Source organism: Ectobacillus sp. JY-23, assembly GCF_023022965.1.
Classification (GTDB): domain Bacteria; phylum Bacillota; class Bacilli; order Bacillales; family Bacillaceae_G; genus Ectobacillus.
The window spans coordinates 2,988,818-3,009,177 of record NZ_CP095462.1; the positions used below are offsets into that span (position 1 = coordinate 2,988,818).

At 40.0% G+C, this 20,360-nt stretch carries 19 protein-coding genes and 1 pseudogene; 12 read left to right on the top strand and 8 right to left on the bottom strand.

Annotation, left to right across the window (positions count from 1 at the left end; genetic code table 11):
- Positions 1-28: 28 nt before the first annotated feature.
- On the bottom strand, positions 29-187 hold the full coding sequence (locus tag MUG87_RS15125; RefSeq protein ID WP_247083272.1) for a small, acid-soluble spore protein K: 159 nt from the start codon (positions 185-187) through the stop codon (positions 29-31).
- A 117-nt stretch (positions 188-304) separates the two neighbouring features.
- Here MUG87_RS15125 and MUG87_RS15130 point away from each other — a divergent pair, with 117 nt between their 5' ends.
- Entirely contained in the window at positions 305-571 is a 267-nt protein-coding gene (locus MUG87_RS15130) for a YfhJ family protein (protein WP_247083273.1), read from the top strand.
- A gap of 20 nt (positions 572-591) precedes the next feature.
- Here the strand turns inward: MUG87_RS15130 and MUG87_RS15135 are convergent, their stop codons facing one another.
- Positions 592-1,572, bottom strand: a complete 981-nt coding sequence (locus MUG87_RS15135) for a metal-dependent hydrolase (RefSeq protein ID WP_247083274.1) — start codon at positions 1,570-1,572, stop codon at positions 592-594.
- 228 nt (positions 1,573-1,800) lie between these two features.
- Between MUG87_RS15135 and mutY the strand changes: the two genes are divergently transcribed.
- A complete protein-coding gene (mutY, locus tag MUG87_RS15140; RefSeq protein WP_247087716.1) occupies positions 1,801-2,886 on the top strand; it encodes an A/G-specific adenine glycosylase in 1,086 nt (361 codons plus the stop codon).
- Between the two features lie 114 nt (positions 2,887-3,000).
- Here mutY and MUG87_RS15145 read toward each other — a convergent pair whose 3' ends face one another.
- Complete coding sequence (locus tag MUG87_RS15145) at positions 3,001-3,225, bottom strand: hypothetical protein (protein WP_247083275.1); 225 nt, start codon at positions 3,223-3,225, stop codon at positions 3,001-3,003.
- A gap of 155 nt (positions 3,226-3,380) precedes the next feature.
- Between MUG87_RS15145 and MUG87_RS15150 the strand changes: the two are divergent.
- The 4 genes and pseudogenes from MUG87_RS15150 to MUG87_RS15165 form a co-directional block, all read left to right on the top strand.
- Positions 3,381-3,560 (top strand): annotated as a pseudogene (locus MUG87_RS15150) (gamma-type small acid-soluble spore protein); the annotation flags it as partial.
- A gap of 219 nt (positions 3,561-3,779) precedes the next feature.
- Positions 3,780-4,007, top strand: coding sequence for a YgaB family protein (locus MUG87_RS15155; protein ID WP_247083276.1), 228 nt, complete (start codon positions 3,780-3,782; stop codon positions 4,005-4,007).
- Between the two features lie 111 nt (positions 4,008-4,118).
- On the top strand, positions 4,119-4,649 hold the full coding sequence (locus MUG87_RS15160) for a nucleoside tri-diphosphate phosphatase (protein WP_124565697.1): 531 nt from the start codon (positions 4,119-4,121) through the stop codon (positions 4,647-4,649).
- A gap of 70 nt (positions 4,650-4,719) precedes the next feature.
- Positions 4,720-6,465, top strand: coding sequence for an ABC transporter ATP-binding protein (locus MUG87_RS15165; RefSeq protein WP_247083278.1), 1,746 nt, complete (start codon positions 4,720-4,722; stop codon positions 6,463-6,465).
- Between the two features lie 89 nt (positions 6,466-6,554).
- Here MUG87_RS15165 and MUG87_RS15170 read toward each other — a convergent pair whose 3' ends face one another.
- The 4 genes from MUG87_RS15170 to MUG87_RS15185 form a co-directional block, all read right to left on the bottom strand.
- Positions 6,555-7,643 (bottom strand): FUSC family protein, encoded by a 1,089-nt coding sequence (locus MUG87_RS15170; RefSeq protein ID WP_247083279.1) that lies wholly within the window; start codon positions 7,641-7,643, stop codon positions 6,555-6,557.
- A 389-nt stretch (positions 7,644-8,032) separates the two neighbouring features.
- The gene (locus tag MUG87_RS15175; RefSeq protein WP_247083280.1) at positions 8,033-8,278 is read right to left on the bottom strand and encodes a hypothetical protein; all 246 of its coding nucleotides are present in this window, start codon (positions 8,276-8,278) and stop codon (positions 8,033-8,035) included.
- 797 nt (positions 8,279-9,075) lie between these two features.
- Complete coding sequence (locus tag MUG87_RS15180; protein ID WP_247083281.1) at positions 9,076-13,476, bottom strand: glutamate synthase-related protein; 4,401 nt, start codon at positions 13,474-13,476, stop codon at positions 9,076-9,078.
- Between the two features lie 328 nt (positions 13,477-13,804).
- On the bottom strand, positions 13,805-15,115 hold the full coding sequence (locus tag MUG87_RS15185; RefSeq protein ID WP_247087717.1) for a glutamate-1-semialdehyde 2,1-aminomutase: 1,311 nt from the start codon (positions 15,113-15,115) through the stop codon (positions 13,805-13,807).
- A 178-nt stretch (positions 15,116-15,293) separates the two neighbouring features.
- Here MUG87_RS15185 and MUG87_RS15190 point away from each other — a divergent pair, with 178 nt between their 5' ends.
- From MUG87_RS15190 to perR, 6 genes are all read left to right on the top strand, one after another.
- On the top strand, positions 15,294-16,307 hold the full coding sequence (locus tag MUG87_RS15190) for an ABC transporter ATP-binding protein (protein ID WP_247083282.1): 1,014 nt from the start codon (positions 15,294-15,296) through the stop codon (positions 16,305-16,307).
- On the top strand, positions 16,300-17,091 hold the full coding sequence (locus MUG87_RS15195; protein WP_247083283.1) for an ABC transporter permease: 792 nt from the start codon (positions 16,300-16,302) through the stop codon (positions 17,089-17,091). Before MUG87_RS15190 ends, MUG87_RS15195 begins: the two co-directional genes overlap by 8 nt.
- 5 nt (positions 17,092-17,096) lie before the next feature.
- Entirely contained in the window at positions 17,097-17,882 is a 786-nt protein-coding gene (locus tag MUG87_RS15200; RefSeq protein ID WP_247083284.1) for an ABC transporter permease, read from the top strand.
- Between the two features lie 47 nt (positions 17,883-17,929).
- Complete coding sequence (locus MUG87_RS15205) at positions 17,930-18,337, top strand: potassium channel family protein (RefSeq protein ID WP_247083285.1); 408 nt, start codon at positions 17,930-17,932, stop codon at positions 18,335-18,337.
- Between the two features lie 11 nt (positions 18,338-18,348).
- Positions 18,349-18,813: a thioredoxin-dependent thiol peroxidase gene (gene bcp / locus MUG87_RS15210; protein ID WP_247083286.1), complete on the top strand. Its 465-nt coding sequence runs from the start codon at positions 18,349-18,351 to the stop codon at positions 18,811-18,813.
- Positions 18,814-19,294: 481 nt separating this feature from the next.
- A complete protein-coding gene (perR, locus tag MUG87_RS15215; RefSeq protein ID WP_290429016.1) occupies positions 19,295-19,735 on the top strand; it encodes a peroxide-responsive transcriptional repressor PerR in 441 nt (146 codons plus the stop codon).
- 5 nt (positions 19,736-19,740) lie between these two features.
- Here the strand turns inward: perR and MUG87_RS15220 are convergent, their stop codons facing one another.
- Positions 19,741-20,097, bottom strand: a complete 357-nt coding sequence (locus tag MUG87_RS15220; protein ID WP_247083287.1) for a YgzB family protein — start codon at positions 20,095-20,097, stop codon at positions 19,741-19,743.
- Positions 20,098-20,360 lie beyond the last annotated feature (263 nt).

Genomic DNA, 20,360 nt, shown 5'->3' on the forward strand with positions numbered 1-20,360 from the left:
CTTTGTCACCTCACGCGTAATTGTAAATTTATACTTCTTCTTGATTCGCAGCGCGCATGCGCTCTTGCGGATGAGTATTAATTGTACCGTTTGGTCGCTTAGATGCAAAGCGAGCCTTTGCTTTTGGTTGACCGTCGATTTTACTATTGTTCCGTTTTTCTGAATACGCTTCTGTTCCTTTGCCCAAGAGGAAAACCCCTTCCACGCGAATTTGATACTACTCGAGTATCACTTATAGAATGTGTTAGGACGGACTTTGCTATGTAAGAAGAAGGACTTTAAAATTTACCAAGGAGTGAATAACATGAATGATATATATGAGAAGCTGACACATGTACTGCTGGAGAAAAATGCAAATCTTTCATATGCGCAGGCACGTGCATGGGTTGAGTTATTGTGGGAAGATACTGAGGCAACATATGCTAAAAGCGGCCGTTATAACGGGCTAGAAATGACAGAAAGGCTGGTAAATACATGGATTCAAAATCATGGTGCACAACTGCATCTTGTACAGTCCAAAAATCCACGGTTTCAGGAACTACTCAATAGAGACGATTATCTTAAACATTAAACCCTTGCTTAGCAAGGGTTTTAATTTGGAACAAGCTGTAATTTTTTGCGAAGCTTTTCTTCGCTAAAAATCCATCCGGTATAAGAGCTCACAACCTGTAAATGTTTATTCAGCTGTACAATGGCTACAAATGGATAATAATCTTTACTTCTGTAACGTAAATCAATAAAGCGTACCTCGTAATGGTCATCAAATTCAAATAAATCCCAACGATATACAGGTGAAAACGATAAAAATGCTGAAATATTTTGATCTTTTAGAGCAGCATGTATCACTGGATTATCAGGTAATGGTATTCGTTCAAATTTGTCATGGGTAAGAATGTTGCCGCGATGAAAACGAGCTACGTAAAAGAATTTATCCGTAACAATGGCTAAATGGTAGTGATAAAAGCGATATGTGGGAGAAATAATAACTTGCTCTACATTTGCAAATTTCTTCTTTACTACGCTGTGTACATTTTGTCTCATTACAATGCGACCGATATAATACAAAATGGTCACTGCATAAGCAAAAAGCGCTGTATATCCTTTATTGGCTCCTATAGCAATAAGTGCTACTCCTAAAGCGTGGATAGAAAAAATAACAGCATCAAATGTATTAATTACACCTAAAGCAACCCATTTTTTTGTAAATGGACGTAATGCTTGTGTGCCGTAGGCATTAAAGATATCAACAAATACGTGTAAAAACACGGCAATAAAGGACCAAAGTAACAAATGCCAGTAGGGGGAAGATGGAAATATAAAATGAGAAAACCAGGTTACAAGCAGGGTCCATAATAGCACGGCTGGAATGGAATGGGTAATTCCTCTATGGTTACGGATATATTTGGCGTTGTTCTGTAGTTTTAATACAGTGTCAACATCCGGAATATTAGAGCCGACAATGGCGGCAAGCATGACAGCTTGCGGGCCCATATTACTTTGCGCAATAGTAGGATCAAGTGTGGCTAACCCGCCCAGTGTAATTCCCATAACTAAGTGAGTTGCTGTATCCATAACAAAACCTCCTTGGCGCGCTTTTTTTTTTACTGTATCGTGTTATAGGCAAGCGGGCAAATGATTTGCCTATAATTTCCGCATTCGAAACAGTTCGCGCTTTAATAAGTTTTCTTTATAATAATGATTATGCACATAATAGCTAAGATTCATTTTCATTGCTGGTAAAATTACATATCGAGCTAAGAATATGCGCTCGGTTATTTTATTAGGAGGTTCAATTTGAAGATACACCTAGATATTTTACAAGGATTTAACGCACAAGAATTTCAACGAGATCTAATTGAATGGTTTGAACAAGAACAGCGCGATTTACCTTGGCGCGTAAATAAAGACCCGTATCGCGTTTGGGTGTCTGAGATTATGCTGCAACAGACACGTGTAGAGGCAGTTAAGCCTTACTATAAAAATTTTATGGAAAAATTTCCGACCTTAACTGATTTAGCTGATGCAGATGAAGATGAGGTACTGAAGGCCTGGGAAGGACTTGGATATTATTCTCGTGCTCGTAATTTACAGACTGCAGTGCGCGAGGTAAGAGATACGTACGGTGGAGTCGTGCCGAATACACCGGAAGAAATAGGGAAATTAAAAGGTGTTGGCCCGTATACGAAAGGTGCGATTTTAAGCATTGCTTACGATATACCAGAGCCGGCCGTAGATGGAAATGTAATGCGTGTTATGTCACGAATCTTATCCATATGGGAAGATATTGCGAAACCTAAAACAAGACAACTGTTTGAAGATGTCATAAGGCAGGTAATTTCTCATGATAATCCTTCCTTCTTTAATCAGGGATTAATGGAATTGGGTGCTTTAATTTGTATTCCTAAAAACCCATCTTGTTTACTGTGTCCTGTTCGTCAGCATTGCCGAGCTTTTCATGAGGGGGTACAAAAAGAGCTACCTGTAAAAAGCAAGGCAAAGGAGCCAAAGCTAGTTCCAATCGTGGCTGGTGTGTTTCGTACACCAAATGGTAAGTATGTAGTAAATAAGCGACCAAGTACAGGCTTGCTAGCAAATATGTGGGAATTTCCTAATGTGGAAGTAAAGGAAGGTATTACAAATCATAAGCAACAATTAATGTATCATATGAAGGAGCAATTTGATTTGCATGTTGAAGTGGGAGAGTATACATTAAACATTCAACATGGATTTACACATCGTACTTGGGATATTTTTGTATTTGAAGGTATGGTGCAACAAGAAGTGATAGAAACCGAAACACTAAAAGTCATGTCGCGCGAAGAAATGGAGGAGCGAACGTTTTCAAGATCACATCAAAAAATATATGAAGCATGTACAAAAAAGTGAGACGAATGCCTCACTTTTTTGTTTTGGCTATATTAAAACCTGATATCGATAATGAGCATTTGTTGATTGAATTGGTGAGACTTCTGCGGAAAAGCGAGTACCTATAACTAACAGTTAATCATAGATAACATGTGTGCCGTGTGTCCAATCTGCCTCTGCACGTTTCATACCGCCTCTTTGCTCTATCTCCTTTATAATTTCCTTATAGATTGTTTGTCCTTCTGCGTTTAAATAAGGCATCATTTGCTGAAGAGAATGATGAAAATATGCCAGCTCTTCTTTTTTCCACTCTGATTTGGATATCATAGACAGTTCTGCCATATCACGACCAACATACATATAAATCCCCCTTGCTTTAATAATGATTGTACATATTTTTTACCAACTTGCATTTCTATAGTCTCAATCAAGATTTATTTTATATGCAATTTTCACCGTATTTTTTTATCTTTTTTTACGGATATTTAAAAAAGTGATTGGTTACATTATCTTTTGTGGAGGTGATAATGATGAACAACAAACAACAAGCCAACAAAACAACAACTGGCACAAGCATTCAAAAGGTGAAACAACAAAATGCTAACTACGGCGCTGAGTTTTCTACAGAAACAAGCGTTCAACACGTAAAAGAGGCTAACGCAAAAGCAGAAGCTAAAAAATCTCAAGCGTCTGGCAAATACGGCCAAAACGCGCAACAGTAAGAACAATGACACTCCCTTAATCAGGGGGTGTTTTTGTGTGCTAACGGACAAGAAACCATTCATATACATAAAAAGTATTATAACCAGACGCAGAAATAGACAAAACTTCTAACCAGTCTACAAATGTTGTCAAAGGGGAATAAAGGAGAAGTACGAATTATTTTATACAACAGGAGAGAAGGAGCGATTGTCATGAATGAATTTGATCGTTTAGTCGAAGCGCAACTGAAAACAATGGACCAATTACTAGACTTGCAAACAACACTTGAACGTTATCAAACCGCGTTGCGTACGGGAGAAGATGTGGCAGAAAAAATTTCAGATACAAAACAACAGCTTCAAGGGATACAAGAGCTGTTTGAGATACAAACGAAGCAAATTATTGAATCGTTTGAACGAGATCAAGCCGTACATACTTAAGAGCCGCTCTTACAGAGTTGGCTCTTTTGTTTTAAAATTTTGAAATAACCGTTATAATAGAAAATAAAACAAAATGACGGATTAGCTTCCAAAATGAAAGAAGGGAGAAATATGGACTTCCCCAAAGAAGGCGAAAAGATACAAATACATAGCTATAAGCACAATGGGCTCATTCATAGAATTTGGGAAGAGACCACGGTTTTAAAAGGAACACAAAGCATCGTCATCGGTGCAAATGACAGAACACTTGTGACAGAATCAGATGGTCGTACATGGATTACAAGAGAACCGGCTATTTGTTATTTTCACGGAAGCCAGTGGTTTAATATTATTGGGATGCTACGCCATGATGGCATTTATTATTACTGTAATGTAAGCTCGCCGTTTGCGTACGATGAAGAAGCACTTAAGTATATTGATTATGATTTAGACATAAAGGTATATCCTGATATGACATATACGCTTCTTGATGAAGATGAATATGAGAAGCACCGGGTATTAATGAATTATCCCGACGTAATAGACAGCATCCTAAAGCGAAATGTGGAATCTTTAAAAGAATGGATTCATCAAAGAAAAGGACCGTTTGCACCGGATTTTGTGGATTTATGGTACGAGCGTTACTTGATGTATAAGGAGTAGTCCATTCCAAAGTCTGCTGATGCATATTCGGCAGACTTTTTTCGTACCATCTAAGGTGAGGGGGGATAAGGTGGATACAATGAAACGATATTTGCGCTTTGTTTTACCATACAGAGGGCAAATCATCATTACACTTATTATTGGAATTGTTAAATTTGGGATACCGCTTTTATTGCCACTATTGCTCAAGTACATTATTGATAACATTATCCAAGGGACAGGCTCATTTTCGGAAAAAACAACGCAGCTCTGGATGGCAATGGGGGCAGCTATATTCGTGTTTGCCGTGTTGCGCCCGCCTATCGAATACTATCGGCAATATTATGCACAAAGAATTGCTAGTAAAGTACTATATGATTTGCGCAAGCATATTTTTGCTCATTTACAAAAACTAAGCTTACGTTATTATGCCAATAACAAAACAGGTGAGGTTATTTCTCGTGTCATTAACGATGTAGAGCAGACGAAGGATTTCGTTATTACCGGCATGATGAACGTTTGGTTAGATACAGCGACAATTGGAATTGCAATCGCTGTGATGTTTTCAATGAGCCCGAAGTTAACAGCAGCGTCCTTAGTTGTATTACCTTTTTATATGATAGCCGTTAAATATTTCTTTGTACATTTAAGACGTCTTACAAAAGAACGTTCACAGGCATTGGCAGGTGTACAAGGGTATTTACACGAGCGCATTCAAGGGGTAGCAGTGACGCGAAGCTTCGCACTCGAGTCGTATGAAGAACAACAATTTGCTAAGAAAAATGGTGCGTTTCTCGATAAAGCGTTGGAGCATACACGTTGGACAGCTAAAACCTTTTCCACCGTTAATACCTTGACGGATCTTGGACCGCTGCTTGTGATTGGTTTTACTGCATATCTTGTTATTCAAGGTGATATTACGCTTGGGACGATGGTAGCGTTTATTGGCTATATGGATCGCTTATATAACCCATTGCGCCGGTTGGTAAACTCTTCTACGACGTTAACGCAGGCATTTGCATCCATGGACCGCGTATTTGAACTGATGGATGAACCGTACGATATTACAAATCAAGCTAATGCCATCAAAGTGAAGAAGGTAGATGGAAAAATTCAATTTAAGGATGTTTCTTTCCGTTACGAAGAGGGAGAAGAATATGTATTAAAACATGTATCTCTACTCATTGAACCGGGAGAAAATGTCGCTTTAGTTGGTATGAGTGGAGGCGGAAAGTCATCGCTTGTTGGTTTAATTCCTCGTTTTTATGATGTAACAGAAGGTGCTATTTTTATTGATGAAGTCAATGTACAAAGTTATGATGTGAAAAACTTACGAGAACATATTGGTGTTGTGCTGCAAGATAATATTTTATTTAGCGATACGATTATAGCCAACATCTTATATGGTAAACCTGATGCGACAGAAGAAGAGGCAATTGCAGCGGCTAAAGCTGCAAACGCACATGAATTTATTATGGCGTTTCCTCAGGGATATCACACTGTGGTAGGGGAGCGTGGCGTCAAGCTGTCAGGAGGGCAACGACAGCGCATTGCCATTGCGCGCGTATTTCTAAAGCAGCCGTCCTTGCTCATTTTTGATGAAGCAACATCGGCACTTGATCTTGAGAGTGAACAGTATATCCAGGCTGCCTTGCAAACCTTGGCTAAAAATCGAACAACTTTAATCATCGCACACCGTCTTGCTACGATTACGCACGTTGATAAGATTGTGTATATCGAAAATGGTGAAATTAAAGAAGTTGGTACACATCAAGAGCTACTGGATAAACAAGGGCGCTATTATGAGTTATACAATATACAAGACCTCGGAACGTAAAAAAACCTATGCGACTGCATAGGTTTTTTTACATCGTAGAAACACTAACATTCTGTTTTATGAGAGAAGAACGGCGATCATCGCTTTGCTTATTCATCTTCACGTTGTTCTTCTATATTTAATTCACTTTCGGGATTATGGTAGGTGTAAAAGCTACCAATTAATCGATCAAGATGCTCGACTTGTTCACCATATTCGATAATAGAAGAGATGAGTGGAAACAAATGGAGCCACGTTTTATATTCATCTTCATTTTCAGGATGCTGACATGCCATAAAGGAATGAAGAAGTTCGTTTCTTCTTGTGCAAACTGCTTCTAGCATATCAAGGGGTTGATGCGTCTTTGTTTTGCCTATAAATTTTAACATAACCTGCTCATGGTAGTTCACAAGACAATCGAGTTCGGTTTGAATCAAATCTCGTACTTGAGAGGGCATGTGAAGAACTTCATTCTCTAAGCGATGCAAATGTTTTAATGTATCTAAGGCGCGCGTCGTTGTTGTCAGCATTTGACGGAACAGAACCAGCTTGCGTGATTGTGCGTAGCGAGCTTTTTTTGTATAACGGCGCTCTTCCTTATATAGAAGATAGAAATGGTTCATTTTTATCATTTTTTCTTTCATCCGATCAATATCAGTTTTCAAAGTAACGAAATCTGAAGCTTGTCGGATATTCATGCGAATCCACTTTAAAATTTCTTCCGTATTGTTTGTTATTTTATAATACAGTTTTGTTTCATATTTAGGCGGCATAAAGACCAAATTGACAAGAAAGGCAGCCAAAACGCCGACCATAATTGTCACAAAGCGAAGTAAAGAAAAGTTCAGAAAGTTTGGTCCATGATACTCCATAATCGCAATTACGGTGACGAGTGCAACGGCAATGGTATTTTCCATGCGAAGCTGCTTTGCCAGCATAATGACTAACACAGCAGTTAAACCGATGATAAATGGATTATTTCCAAACAATAATACAAAAGCGATAGAAAATACGGCTCCAATCACATTCGCTTGTAATTGCTCAAGCACTGTCAAGTAGGAACGGTATAAAGATGGCTGAATAGCGAATACAGCCGAGATGCCGGCGAATACCGGTGAAGGAAGCTTTAGTAGCATAGATGCATATAAAGCCAAAGTAATAGCAATACCCGTTTTTAAAATCCGAGCACCAAGTTTCATAACAAAATATAAGTCCTTTCTTAATCACATAGTGGATTCACAGTATGATACTATACATGGATTATATATAGTTAGCAAGAGGTTTTTTATGACGAAATGTGGAATAAAAAGTGAAAATTAAAAACCAAAACCATATATTTTGATATGGTAGAGAAGAACGCGCAGAGTATGGGTGCGGTCAGTGCTTAAGAAGAGCACGCGCTTGGCCAGACCATGAGCATGTAGTAAGTATGTCTTGCGCTTGCATTCTTCTGTTATATTAGAAAAGTAATTTGTATATAGATGTAAGGATTGGCAACACCAAACTAGACAGTTTTATTAAGGGGCTTCCTCTTGTACTCCATCAAGCTCGTATAGTCTAATGTTCCATCCATTCTGATATGATCAAACTAATGAACATCATCTCGTAACTCTCTCTCCAAGTCTGTTAAGCTTTTAAAACGTTGGCCTTTGATAAAATCGGTTTTGGTGATTTTGAAGGTAGCTTCAGCTACCGCATTGTCGTATGGACAGCTCTTCATGCTCAGAGAACGCCAAATTTGAAACGTTTCTAGCACTTCATCCATGAGTTTATTGCCACAATCTGTATGAGACATTTGAATGTAGCGCAAGCCCTTTTGAATAGATGCAAACAAACGCCTTATAAACCAACTCTGCGTCCTTTGGTGCACCTGCGCTCTAACTGATGATTTCTAGGTTAAAGATAGCATAAACGCAAAGAAATTTAGCCGGAATGCCTTAGATAGGAAGCTGACTTTGCAACCTTTGAGCAAATATGCGTTTTATTTTTAATACGGGTATAACGTTAGGGTTGCGGACCACAAGAGAGCGGAGATTTGAGTGTAGGTGTCCCGCAAGAGCGCGTTGCGGACCACAAGAGAGCGGAGATTTGAGTGTAGGTGTCCCGCAAGAGCGCGTTGCGGACCACAAGAGAGTGAAGATTTGAGTTTAGGTGTCCCGCAAGAAAAACTGTCAGGATTCATGCACAACTAGTCACACGTGTTAGAGTTGCTTGTGCAAGACAAGGTGACGAAATCGCCGGCGAATTGTTCATTAGCAAGAAGATAGTCCGGACCACATCAGCAATAAGATGTGTACCCTTTGCGAACTGAATTTTAAAATACATACCAAAGGCCTCTGTTGTGAGAGACCTTTTTTTATGCATTTATGAATTGAATTTATATGAATTCTGTCCAATTAAGTGTAACCTATCCAGTAAGGAAAAAAGCCATCATTTTTGAAGAGAGGGACAAGGTGAGTACGGTTGGTGCTGAAGAAGAATATGTGGTTTAGCCGTAAGTATGTAGCTTAGTTAATATGATTGGGAAAAAGACTTTGCGGAAATCGCAAAGTCTTTTTGATATGATGTATTACTATTTGTCATGAGAACTTCAGCCCTGTGGAGCTGACCGAGCCGCTTTCGCTTTTCTTCTTACTCCGTAGAGACTGCTGGGTCTGCTTGTTCTTTTGTTGGGATGACTTCTAGGAAGTTTCCGCTGATATCTAATAGTAAATCAGTGACGTATTGTGCCTCGTCTTCTTGGTTGCTGAGGCGAAGTACATGTGCATAATGCAGGAGAAGCTCTGTAATGTCGGCGACACCTGTGTTGCTAACAGGTTGTAAAGTTACATTAGCCCCTTTTGCGATGCGACGAGTGAGGGCTTCTTTAGTGAGTCCCATTTCCGGTTGATGTCTTACGTAGATCACTCCACCTGTCATACCTGCACACATCCATGGACCGGGATCGCCAAGCACAAGACCGCGTCCATTTGTCATATACTCAAATGCGAAGCCTTTAATGTTAGCGCGTCCTCCGATGTTGCCATATTCTTGTTTTGGAATGGGACGTGTAATGCGTCCGCCAATAATCATATCAGCACCAGATAAACGAATGCCGGCACGCGCATCTGCGTTACCTTGGACGTATAAAGCGCCTTTTTGTGCTCCATAGCCGAAACCTTTACCAACAGAACCGTTATAGAAGCGACCATCTTTTCCTTTTCCTTTTAAGACGTAAATGTCACCACCAAGAGATGTTTTACCAACACCGTCTTGTGCCCCGCCATTCACATGGATGGCAATATTATGACTGTTATAAGCACCAAGGCCGTTCCCTGGAATACCGTCAATTTTCAGTGAAATCGGTTCGAGCTTTTCGCCTGCCAGCTTAGCACGTACGCGATAGCAAGACTCCAATCCACCTAACACACGCTGTTCTACTCCAACAGCAACAAGCTCTTTTGAGACTGGGACAAAATTGCTTGTGTCACACGCTTTGACAGTTGGTGATTCCCCTGTAGCTTCTTGTACAGCTAGCAGATGACTTAAATCCAGAGCGTTAGCACCTCGTACTTGTTGTAGCAGGTCAGAGCGTCCTACAAGGTCTTGGACATTGCGAAAGCCGAGTTGTCCTGTAAGTCTTTGTAGCTCTATACCAAAGGTTGTGAACAAATTCATTAAATTTTGCACCGCCGCATCAAATTCACGCGGTACGAAGCGACGAAGTCCGTGTTCCTTCGCCTGCGCTTCAGATTCGATTTGCGTTGCGATTCCGACGTGACAGGTATCAAGATGACATCCACGGCATGTTGTACAGCCAATTGCCACCATGGATAATGTACCGAAACCAATGCGGTTTGCGCCTAATAGCATAATCTTTAATGCATCTGCTACACTGCGAATTCCACCATCACCCCAGATTTCAACTTGATGGCGCATACCGGCTTCTAAAAGAGCATTATGAGCAGCTTTTACACCAATTTCAACAGGTAATCCCACGTGCTGCAGGGCATGGATACGAGCTGCCCCAGTACCACCATCAAAGCCGCTGATATTAATGAAATCCGCACCTGCTTTAGCAATGCCAACAGCAATTGTCCCGATATTCGGCACAACCGGTACTTTTACAGCAACTTTTGCAGCATTGTTAGCTGTTTTGATTTCAGCAATCATCTGTGCCAAATCTTCGATAGAATAAATATCATGATTGTTGGACGGGGAGATTAAATCCGAGCCGATTGTAGCATTTCTTGCTTCGGCAATCTTAGCGGTTACTTTAGAACCTGGTAAATGTCCACCTTCTCCAGGCTTTGCGCCCTGACCAATCTTAATTTCGATTAAATTAGAAGAGTTTAAGAGCTCCGCTGTTACACCGAAGCGCCCGGAAGCAACTTGCTGGCCGCGTGTGTTCGGATACTTCCCAATCATATCTTTAATTTCGCCGCCTTCTCCGTTCAAGCTAATCATATTGAGACGATCTGCTGCTTCTGCATAAGCACGGAAAGCTGTTTCATTTTGGGAACCAAACGACATGGAACTGATAATAAACGGAAGAGCATGCCTGCCAGTCTGTATACTTACCAGTTCTGTTGGTACAGGTGTCTCGGCGATTATAAATTCAGTTAAATGGCGAATTGCCACTGGCGTCTTCTTTTCAAGCTCTTCTAGTTTTTCACGATAATCATCATAGGCATTGCCCTTTGCAACGTCTCCAATGGCTTTCCATACGCGCGGGAAAATATGAAATGTTTTGCGCGTTTTCACGTTGGCCGTATGAAAATCTTCGGCCCGCTTCATAGCGTCTTCCTTCATTGCGGCGAAACCGTATAAACTGTCAGAACCAAGGAAGTTTACAATATTAAGTGCCTGTGCAACCTCTTCATGCAAGCCGATGGCGGAGAACAGTCTGCCATAGCCGCGCAGTTCATGAATACCAATAGTAGAAATCACTTTTTCCAATCCTTTATTGAGCGCATTGTATAGGTTGATGAACGGTTTTGTATCCTCATCTCCGACAGTGGCAAATGCGAGATATGGACTAATGGCATCTGCACCCAGTCCATACACTGTCACAAGATCATGAAGAGAGCGAATAGCACCAGAGCGTAGGACAATAGAGCAATCACGGCGTAATTGGGCCGAAACAAGTACCTGCTGCAGACGACCTACAATGACGTGCGGATCAATCCATAAGTTGTCGTGTTGATGAGCAAGTGCATCATCTACAACAAGAAGAGAAGAACCTTGACGTACGGCACGAATTGCTTCATCGCATAAACGTTCCAAAGCTTCAGCTAATGTTTCACTATTTTTATATACAGCTTGTAACGTATAGGTGCTACCTGCAAATATATTGTGAAGTTGTTCTAGTGTGAGTGAGCCGACAGCTTTTGCAGCCTGTAACCCTACTGTTCCTTCTAATAAAAGTGGGGAAGGCAGCTCGAGAACTTTTGCTTTCTCCTGTAATCCAAACAAGGCGGGGCGTTTTCCCAATACTGTTCGAGTCGAGAAATGCTCGATTTCACGGTCGCGGTCAATGGCTGGATTTGTCACAACAGCCACACTTTCTTTTAGAAAGTCCGCTACATTGCGTCGCCCTTCATCCAAAGCTGCTAAAGGCGCATCATGACCAAGAGAACGAATTGGCTCCGCACCTTTTTCTGCCATTTGCTCTAGAAGTTGAATATGCTCTCTGTCCCAACCAAACGCTGCATATTGTCTCTCTTCTATTTGTACAGTAGACTTCATTTCGGATATGATTTCAATTTGAGGTACGTTAAGATGAGAGCGGAAATTTTCCACAGTTTGCTTTTTACTGAAGCGTTTGTAAACCTCTTCTTGAAATTCTTCATATTCATAAACAACCATGGTATCTTCATGCCATTTCAGCCCTAGCTTTTCACCAGGCGCAAGGGCTTTTGGTTCTGCTACATAATCACTTGGTGCTACAACACCAGGCTCTGAGGCAAACACATAAGAAGTATTTGTTTCCACCTTCCAAAGCGGGCGCAGACCAAGAGCGTCAACACTAAATACAGCTTCATCTTTATATCTCGAGATAATCCCAGCCGGACCTTGGGCGAAATGTCCCCAAGCTTCGCGAATATACGTATATAAATCCTGCAGGTGTGGTTTATATAAACGAATTTCATTTATAATTGGCGGAAATAAAATATCCATTGCTTCGAATAAACTATACTCATGACGTGATAAAAGTGTATCAATTGTGCGATTTAAGTCTTGAGAATCACTTCCCCCAAGTGTGAGAGGAACACCGGCCATTTCCGCCTGATCGCGTAGTTTAGCGATTGTATTAATTTCCCCATTATGACCAAGTACGCTAAATGGTTGCACACGAAAAAAATTCGATAATGTATTAGTGGAATAGCGATTATGGCCTAAAGTCATAGTAGATGCGATGAGTGGGTTTGTTAAGTCCTTATAATAATTGACAAGCGTATCCCCGGCTCCCATCACTTTATATACAACATAATCCGCACTTAAAGAAGCAACATGAACAGCTGGATTTTGTTCTAGTGCGATAGTAAGGTCAAACAGTTTTCTATCTATATCCTGTAAAGAAGTACTTGTAAAAGCTGTTTGCCAAAATACAGGTTCCTCAGCTTTGCCAAGGGGACCTAGAGCTTCGGAATGCACTACGTCTTGTGCTTCAAATATCAATGTTAACCCGAACTTGGAGAACGCTTCTCGCATTTCTTCTTGTATCACAACTGGATTGCTGGTCTGCTCTAAAAAAAAGTGTCCTACAATAAAATCAGGACGGTCTGTTAGAGATGGACTAATTCCGTTATGACTCAATTTTTCTTTCCAAAGTGCAACAGGGAGATCAATATGGATACCGATCCCGTCTCCTTCGCCGTTAATAAAGCCGGCGCGATGATTCATCTTCACTAATGACTCAATACAAAGATCGATATTTCGTTTAGTTGGCTGCTTCTTTTTCTCCATAACGGAAACGATACCACAGGCATCGTGTTCTTCATTTTTAAAATCGCGAAATAAAGCGGGTGTCCATTTGTTCATTGTAGCCATAAGGCTGTCCACCTCCATGATGAATATTTTCAAAATTAAATTTTTCATAATTATAAGAAAATTAAAGGCGTTTGTATACCTTTAGAAACTAACAATTTGGAAAAGGCAGTCATCGTTTGGTTTAAAATAGCCTGTAAAGCTACTTGTTTGCGCTTTAATAAGCAAAAAAGGAAGGCTATAAAAAAACTACATCATCGGAGTTTATCTCATACATGTAAAAAGTGTATATGTAAAAGATAATAAATAAGTCAATATTTTGAATAATTATACCATTGATGATGGTTTTATGAAATAGTAAAAAAGAAAAAGAGGGGATTCCCCTCTTTTATCACTGCACCAGTTCTTTTGAAAGAGCTTCAAAAGCGTGACCTACAGCACGAATTGTAGCTTCTATGTCCTCTTTAGAATGTTCTGTTGTTAAAAACCAAGCTTCATATTTAGAAGGTGCGAGATTTACGCCCTGCTGTAGCATAAGCCTGAAGAATTTTCCGAATAGTTCTCCGTCTGTCTGTTGTGCTTCTTCATAATTGGTAATCGTTTTATCCGTAAAGAAGACAGTGAGAGCACCCTTCAAGCGATTTACTGTAATTGGAATGTGATGCAAGCTAGCTTGCTCTAAAATTCCTTGTTCTAGCATCTCACCAAGCTCATCCAGTTTTTCGTATATACCAGGCTGCTGTAAAACTTCCAAACACGCAATTCCCGCTGCCATGGACGCAGGGTTACCAGCCATAGTACCAGCCTGATAAGCAGGTCCTAGCGGAGCGACTTGCTCCATAATTTCTTGCTTGCCGCCATACGCCCCAATTGGAAGACCGCCGCCAATGATTTTACCCAATGCAGTGAGATCAGGTGTGACGCCCAGTAGGTTTTGAGCACCGCCGTACATAAAACGAAACGCGGTAATTACTTCATCATAAATGACCAAAGCACCCGCCTTGTGTGTTAACTCATTCACTTTCTCTAAAAACCCTTCCTTTGGCTCTACGATGCCAAAGTTCCCTACAATCGGCTCAACAAGAACAGCTGCAACCTCATGTCCCCATTTTTGAAGGGCTATATCAAATGCCTCTACATCATTGAAGGGTACAGTGATAACTTCCTGTGCAATGCTTTGGGGAACACCTGCTGAGTCCGGTGTACCAAGAGTAGACGGGCCAGATCCAGCTGCAACAAGTACTAAATCAGAATGACCGTGATAACAACCTGCGAATTTCATAATTTTTGTTCTGCCAGTGTATGCACGTGCAACGCGAATAGTTGTCATAACCGCTTCTGTTCCGGAGTTTACGAAACGAACTTTATCCATTGCTGGTATCGCTTTTTTTAACATTTTTGCAAATTTCACCTCTAAAGCAGTCGGTGTACCGTATAATACCCCTTTTTCAGCGGCTTCAGCGATGGCTTTGGTGATATGTGGGTGTGCGTGACCTGTAATAATAGGACCATACGCAGCTAAATAATCAATATATTTATTGCCGTCCACATCCCAAAAATAAGCTCCTTTCCCGCGTTCCATTGCTACAGGGGAGCCCCCGCCTACAGCTTTATAGGAACGGGAAGGACTGTTTACGCCACCTACAATGTGAGCAAGCGCTTCTTTATGTAATTGTTCTGATTTTGTGAAGTTCAAGATAATCCGCTCCTTAATTGTCTATTGCGTCTAGGTATATTTACTGGAGAAAAAGACCTGTCGTTTACAAATATGACGCATCTCTTCATTGTAACACGATTTTTCGAAAAGCAAGCCATATTATTTGTGATGAAAGAAGCGGTTGGGTAAACTATTCGTTGTTATATAAAAAAGGGGGCGCACCATGGACAACATGATTGAGGTTAAGAATTTACGAAAAGAGTTTGTGTCCTATTCCAGCAGGTCGGGATTAAAAGGAGCTTTTCGTGATTTATTCACGCGTAATTATAAAATCGTTCCGGCAGTAAACGATATTTCTTTCCAAGTTAAGCAAGGTGAGATGATAGGCTATATTGGAGAAAATGGAGCTGGCAAATCCACAACAATTAAAATGCTAACAGGGATATTAACACCTACAGCAGGTGAGATCATAGTCAACGGCATGAATCCGCATAAAGATCGGGAAAAGTTTGTGCGGAGCATCGGTGTTGTATTCGGACAACGCTCACAACTATGGTGGGATATTGCAGTACAGGAATCATTTCGTCTGTTGAAAAAAGTATATGGTATTTCAGACGAACAATATAATGAGCATATGGGGCATGTCATAGATGCTTTGGATATTGGACCATTGCTAGATAAACCGGTTCGTAAGCTTTCTCTAGGACAACGTATGCGCTGTGAATTGGCAGCTGCCCTGATTCATAATCCGCCGCTTTTGTTTTTAGATGAACCAACAATTGGACTAGATGTATTGGTCAAGCTGAAAATTCGTGAGTTTTTAAAAGAGATTAATGAGAAATATAAGACAACTATCTTGCTAACAACCCATGATATTTCAGATATTGAGGCATTATGTGAGCGTGTGGTGATGCTTGATGAAGGTAAAATTATTTACGATGGCTTGCTGGAGCGTTTACGCTCACAGTGGGGCGATGAAAAAGAAATCAGCTTTCAATTTTCTAACCCAGTTTCACAGATGGAGCTTGGGATGCTGATGCCGGATAACGGTGTAAGTTGGCTGCAAGGGAGCGGTCAAAACGTATGGACAGCCAAAATTCCCAATGAAGAAATTATCATTTCGACACTGATTGCGAAAGTTGTCCAATCCCATCGTATTAAAGATGTGAAAATCAATGAAGTTTCTACAGAGGAAATCATCCGTAATATCTATGAAAAGGGGGTTCGTCATGGCTAAATATATAGAAATGATTCGAATTCGTTTTTTAATGATGTTAGCCTACCGAACCAACTATTACAGCGGAATACTTATTTACACAATTAATATTGGGGCGTACTACTTTTTGTGGACTGCTATTTATGGTGAAAAAGAAAGTATTCAAGGTCTTTCAGTTGCACAAATGACATCTTATGTGGCGGTTGCATGGATGGCACGGGCCTTTTATTTTAATAATATTGATCGAGAAATTGCGACTGAAATTAGAGAAGGGCGCGTTGCGGTTGAGCTTATTCGTCCCTACAATTACTTAGGGATGAAGGTCATGCAAGGTTTGGGAGAAGGAATATTTCGCTTTGCATTCTTTTCCATACCCGGTATGGTGATTGTGGCGCTCTTGTTTTCGCTTACAGTAACAACAAAGGTAGACACATGGTTATTTTTCCTTGTATCGCTTATGTTTAGTTTTATTATTAATACACAAATCAATCTAATTACTGGCATGATGACATTCTTCCTATTTAACAACGATGGATTCATGTATGCCAAGCGTGTATTGATTGATCTGTTTTCAGGCCTATTGCTTCCAATTAGCTTCTATCCGCTATGGGCACAAGATGTAATGAAGTTTTTCCCGTTTCAAGCTATCAGTTATATTCCGAGTATGATTTTCTCAGAGGGGATAAGAGGAAGTGCAATTTGGAACGCTATTTTCTTTCAAGCGGTTTGGGCGATTGTATTGTTGCTTCCAATTGTCGTGATGTGGCATATGGCAAGAAAACGCCTCATTGTACAGGGAGGTTGATGTAGATGTTATATTTTCGTTTGTTTTTTCAATATGCAGGACAGTACATGAAAACAAAGCTGCAGTACCGCGGAGACTTAATCGTAGGGTTGTTGTCCGATTTGCTTATGCAAGCAGTAAATTTGGTCTTTATATTAGTTGTTTTTGGTCATACACAGACGCTACAAGGATGGGGGCGAGAGGAAGTGATTTTTATGTATGGCTTTTTCCTCGTACCGTTTGCCATTTTTTCAACGTTCTTTAATATCTGGGACTTTAATGATCGTTACATTATTAAAGGCGAGATGGATCGGATTTTAACGAGGCCTATTCATAGCTTATTTCAAGTGATATTAGAAAGAATGGACTTGGAATCTTTATCAGGAGCAATTACAGGTATTATAATTATGATATATGCTGGCTCCGGATTAAACCTATCGTTTCATTGGTACGATATATTTTTATTCATTATTATGGTAATGGGTGGGGCCCTTGTGTATGGAGGTATTTTTGTTTCACTTGCGAGCATCGGATTTTGGTCAGATTCCAAAAGCTCTATCATGCCGCTTATGTACAATATCGGTAACTATGGCAGATATCCTATCAATATTTATAATCGTGTAATTCGTTTTTTATTGACATGGATTTTACCATTTGCCTTTGTAGGTGTATATCCGGCTTCGTATTTTTTAGGTAAAAGTGAATGGTACATGTATGCTTTTTTAACACCAATTATGGGCTTCGTGTTTTTTACCATGGCTGTGTTGATTTGGAACCAGGGTGTGAAAAGGTACAGAGGAGCAGGGAACTGAAATAATTCCATTGGCATGTTCATACATTGGTATTGAGGTGGGTGGACATGGTATGGTTAGGTTTCTTTTTAATTGCTGCATATGCTTTTGTTAAAAGTATGCGAGTGTTATTTATGACAACACGTCAATCAGGACGTTTTTTCTCCGTTAACAATTTATTATTATTATGCTCTATTTACACAACTGTTTTGATTGCATTTGGAATAGGCTATCTTGTATTAGAAGAGATGGGTCTTCCTGTATTAGAGGAAGATGGCAGAAGCTTAGATGTGCATTCCTTTGAAATGATTGAGGTATGCATGTACTTCAGTGCAATTACACTTTTGTCAGTGGGCTACGGAGATATCACACCAATAGGAATTGGAAGGTGGCTTGCGATTGTGGAGGCATTGGTCGGTTACACCATGCCGGCCGCTTTCCTGGTACATACTGTAATAGAACATGAAAAAAGATAGGAGTGTCTGAAGTGGTTGAACAGGGTAAAAAGGCTCCGGATTTTACGTTACCATCAGTAAACGGAGAGTTAGTGAGTTTGTCTCATTTTATTGGTAAGAATGTTGTGTTGTATTTCTATCCAAAAGATATGACACCAGGATGTACAACACAGGCTTGTGATTTTAGAGACCAATACGATGTGTTTGAAGCAAATAATACGGTTATTATTGGTGTAAGTCCAGATGCACCGGAGCGTCATGCAAAGTTTATTGCCAAGTACGATTTATCGTTTATCTTGTTGTCTGATGAGGAGCAACAAGTAGCTCGATTATATGATGTATGGAAGCTGAAGAAGAACTTTGGAAAAGAATACATGGGAATTGAGCGATCAACATTTTTAATCAATGCACGAGGTGAATTGGTTCATGAATGGCGAAGGGTTAAAGTAAAAGGGCATGTAGATGACGTCATGGAAGCTGTAAAGAAGCTGCAATAGATTTTTACATGAGGATTTATAATAAAAGGGCGTTCGTCTATAACCTTTCGACAGTTCTGTCATATGTTGAAGTATAGGGCATACCTCCTCTGATGATAGATGGTGTGCGGGAATCTTCCCGCACTTTTTTTGTGCTGTAATTTCTAGTTCGTACGAATAGGAGCTGAAGTGCCTTCTGTATTGACAGGAAAGCCACTGGCGCTGTACACTATTTATAAAAATTATAAAGTAATAATTTGTTTATATAAAGGCGAGAAAAAGTACATTATAGTATACAAATAGAAAAAATGATATTTGTTGAAAGAATGGATAATGTACAGGTGCAGTCGTTACTTAAGAGTGTATGCTGTATCAAGTCACACACACTTAGCGACTAGTTTTTATGCTTTCGTTTTACGACTAATCTTATATGATAAAAGTTACCTGTATTTATATATGAAATCCGTATTAAGAATCATATAATGTATTAAAAGTGAGGTGCATGGTGTTGGTAAAGGAAGAGCTGAAAGAAGCGTTAGAAGTGTTAAAGAGTACCGGGGTGCGCATTACTCCGCAGCGCCATGCGGTTCTGGAGTATTTAGTTGCCTCCATGTCGCACCCTACAGCAGATGAGATTTATAAGGCGCTTGAAGGTAAATTTCCAAATATGAGCGTAGCTACGGTATATAATAACTTGCGTGTATTTAAAGAAGTCGGTATTGTAAAAGAGTTAACATACGGAGACGCTTCCAGTCGTTTCGACTATGTTACAGGCCATCATTATCATGTTATTTGTGAGGATTGTGGTAAAATTGTGGATTTCCCTTACCAAGGTCTTGATGAGATAGAAGCGAAAGCGGCTGAGCAAACAGGGTTTCTTATTAAAAATCATCGTTTAGAATTGTACGGCGTTTGTCCGGATTGTGCAGAGAAAAGAGGCTGAACTAATCAGCCTCTTTTTTGTTTACGGTTATACTTTTCATCAAACTCTTTACCTTCTAAATCTCGATCTAAAGTAAGCGGCTGTTTACAATACATGCAGGCGTCTACTCGCCCAAGCATTTTTGTTGTTCGCTCGCATTCTGGGCAAACAACCTGTATCGTTTTGGTGGAAAGCATACCAATCCAGAAATATACGACGGTACTTGCGATAACTGCCAGAAATCCCACGATAATAAATAAGGACATAATCAAGGGTGATTTTCTGAAAAATACACCAAGATAAGAAATAAACAAACCAGCAAAAACAAGACTTAGCGCAAATGTACGAATTTTATTTATTTTACTAGAATATTTTGAACCCATCTCCATCCTCCTCCTACACATAAATATAGCATACTGCGGACTGCTATATATATAAGTACACGCAGTTTTTTGAGATATAATACCTGTAGGTTCTTCTCTAGATTCATTTCCCCCGCAAAAACCTCTCCTTCCACTCTAATCAATAAGTCCTGATTATTAAAGCAAGGCTTTAACACAACATAAGCAAAAGAAAGTCTAATATTTTTTAAGAAAAGTTATTGACCTTAGATAGTAGTAATGTTATATTAATAAACGTCGCTGAT

Coding starts and splice junctions, on each gene's coding strand:
- MUG87_RS15130 (WP_247083273.1), top strand. CDS start 305: ATGAATGATATATATGAGAAGCTGACACATGTACTGCTGGAGAAAAAT.
- MUG87_RS15135 (WP_247083274.1), bottom strand. CDS start 1,572: ATGGATACAGCAACTCACTTAGTTATGGGAATTACACTGGGCGGGTTA.
- MUG87_RS15145 (WP_247083275.1), bottom strand. CDS start 3,225: ATGTATGTTGGTCGTGATATGGCAGAACTGTCTATGATATCCAAATCA.
- MUG87_RS15155 (WP_247083276.1), top strand. CDS start 3,780: ATGAATGAATTTGATCGTTTAGTCGAAGCGCAACTGAAAACAATGGAC.
- MUG87_RS15160 (WP_124565697.1), top strand. CDS start 4,119: ATGGACTTCCCCAAAGAAGGCGAAAAGATACAAATACATAGCTATAAG.
- MUG87_RS15170 (WP_247083279.1), bottom strand. CDS start 7,643: ATGAAACTTGGTGCTCGGATTTTAAAAACGGGTATTGCTATTACTTTG.
- MUG87_RS15180 (WP_247083281.1), bottom strand. CDS start 13,476: ATGGCTACAATGAACAAATGGACACCCGCTTTATTTCGCGATTTTAAA.
- MUG87_RS15190 (WP_247083282.1), top strand. CDS start 15,294: ATGGACAACATGATTGAGGTTAAGAATTTACGAAAAGAGTTTGTGTCC.
- MUG87_RS15195 (WP_247083283.1), top strand. CDS start 16,300: ATGGCTAAATATATAGAAATGATTCGAATTCGTTTTTTAATGATGTTA.
- MUG87_RS15200 (WP_247083284.1), top strand. CDS start 17,097: ATGTTATATTTTCGTTTGTTTTTTCAATATGCAGGACAGTACATGAAA.
- MUG87_RS15205 (WP_247083285.1), top strand. CDS start 17,930: ATGGTATGGTTAGGTTTCTTTTTAATTGCTGCATATGCTTTTGTTAAA.
- perR (WP_290429016.1), top strand. CDS start 19,295: ATGGTGTTGGTAAAGGAAGAGCTGAAAGAAGCGTTAGAAGTGTTAAAG.
- MUG87_RS15220 (WP_247083287.1), bottom strand. CDS start 20,097: ATGGGTTCAAAATATTCTAGTAAAATAAATAAAATTCGTACATTTGCG.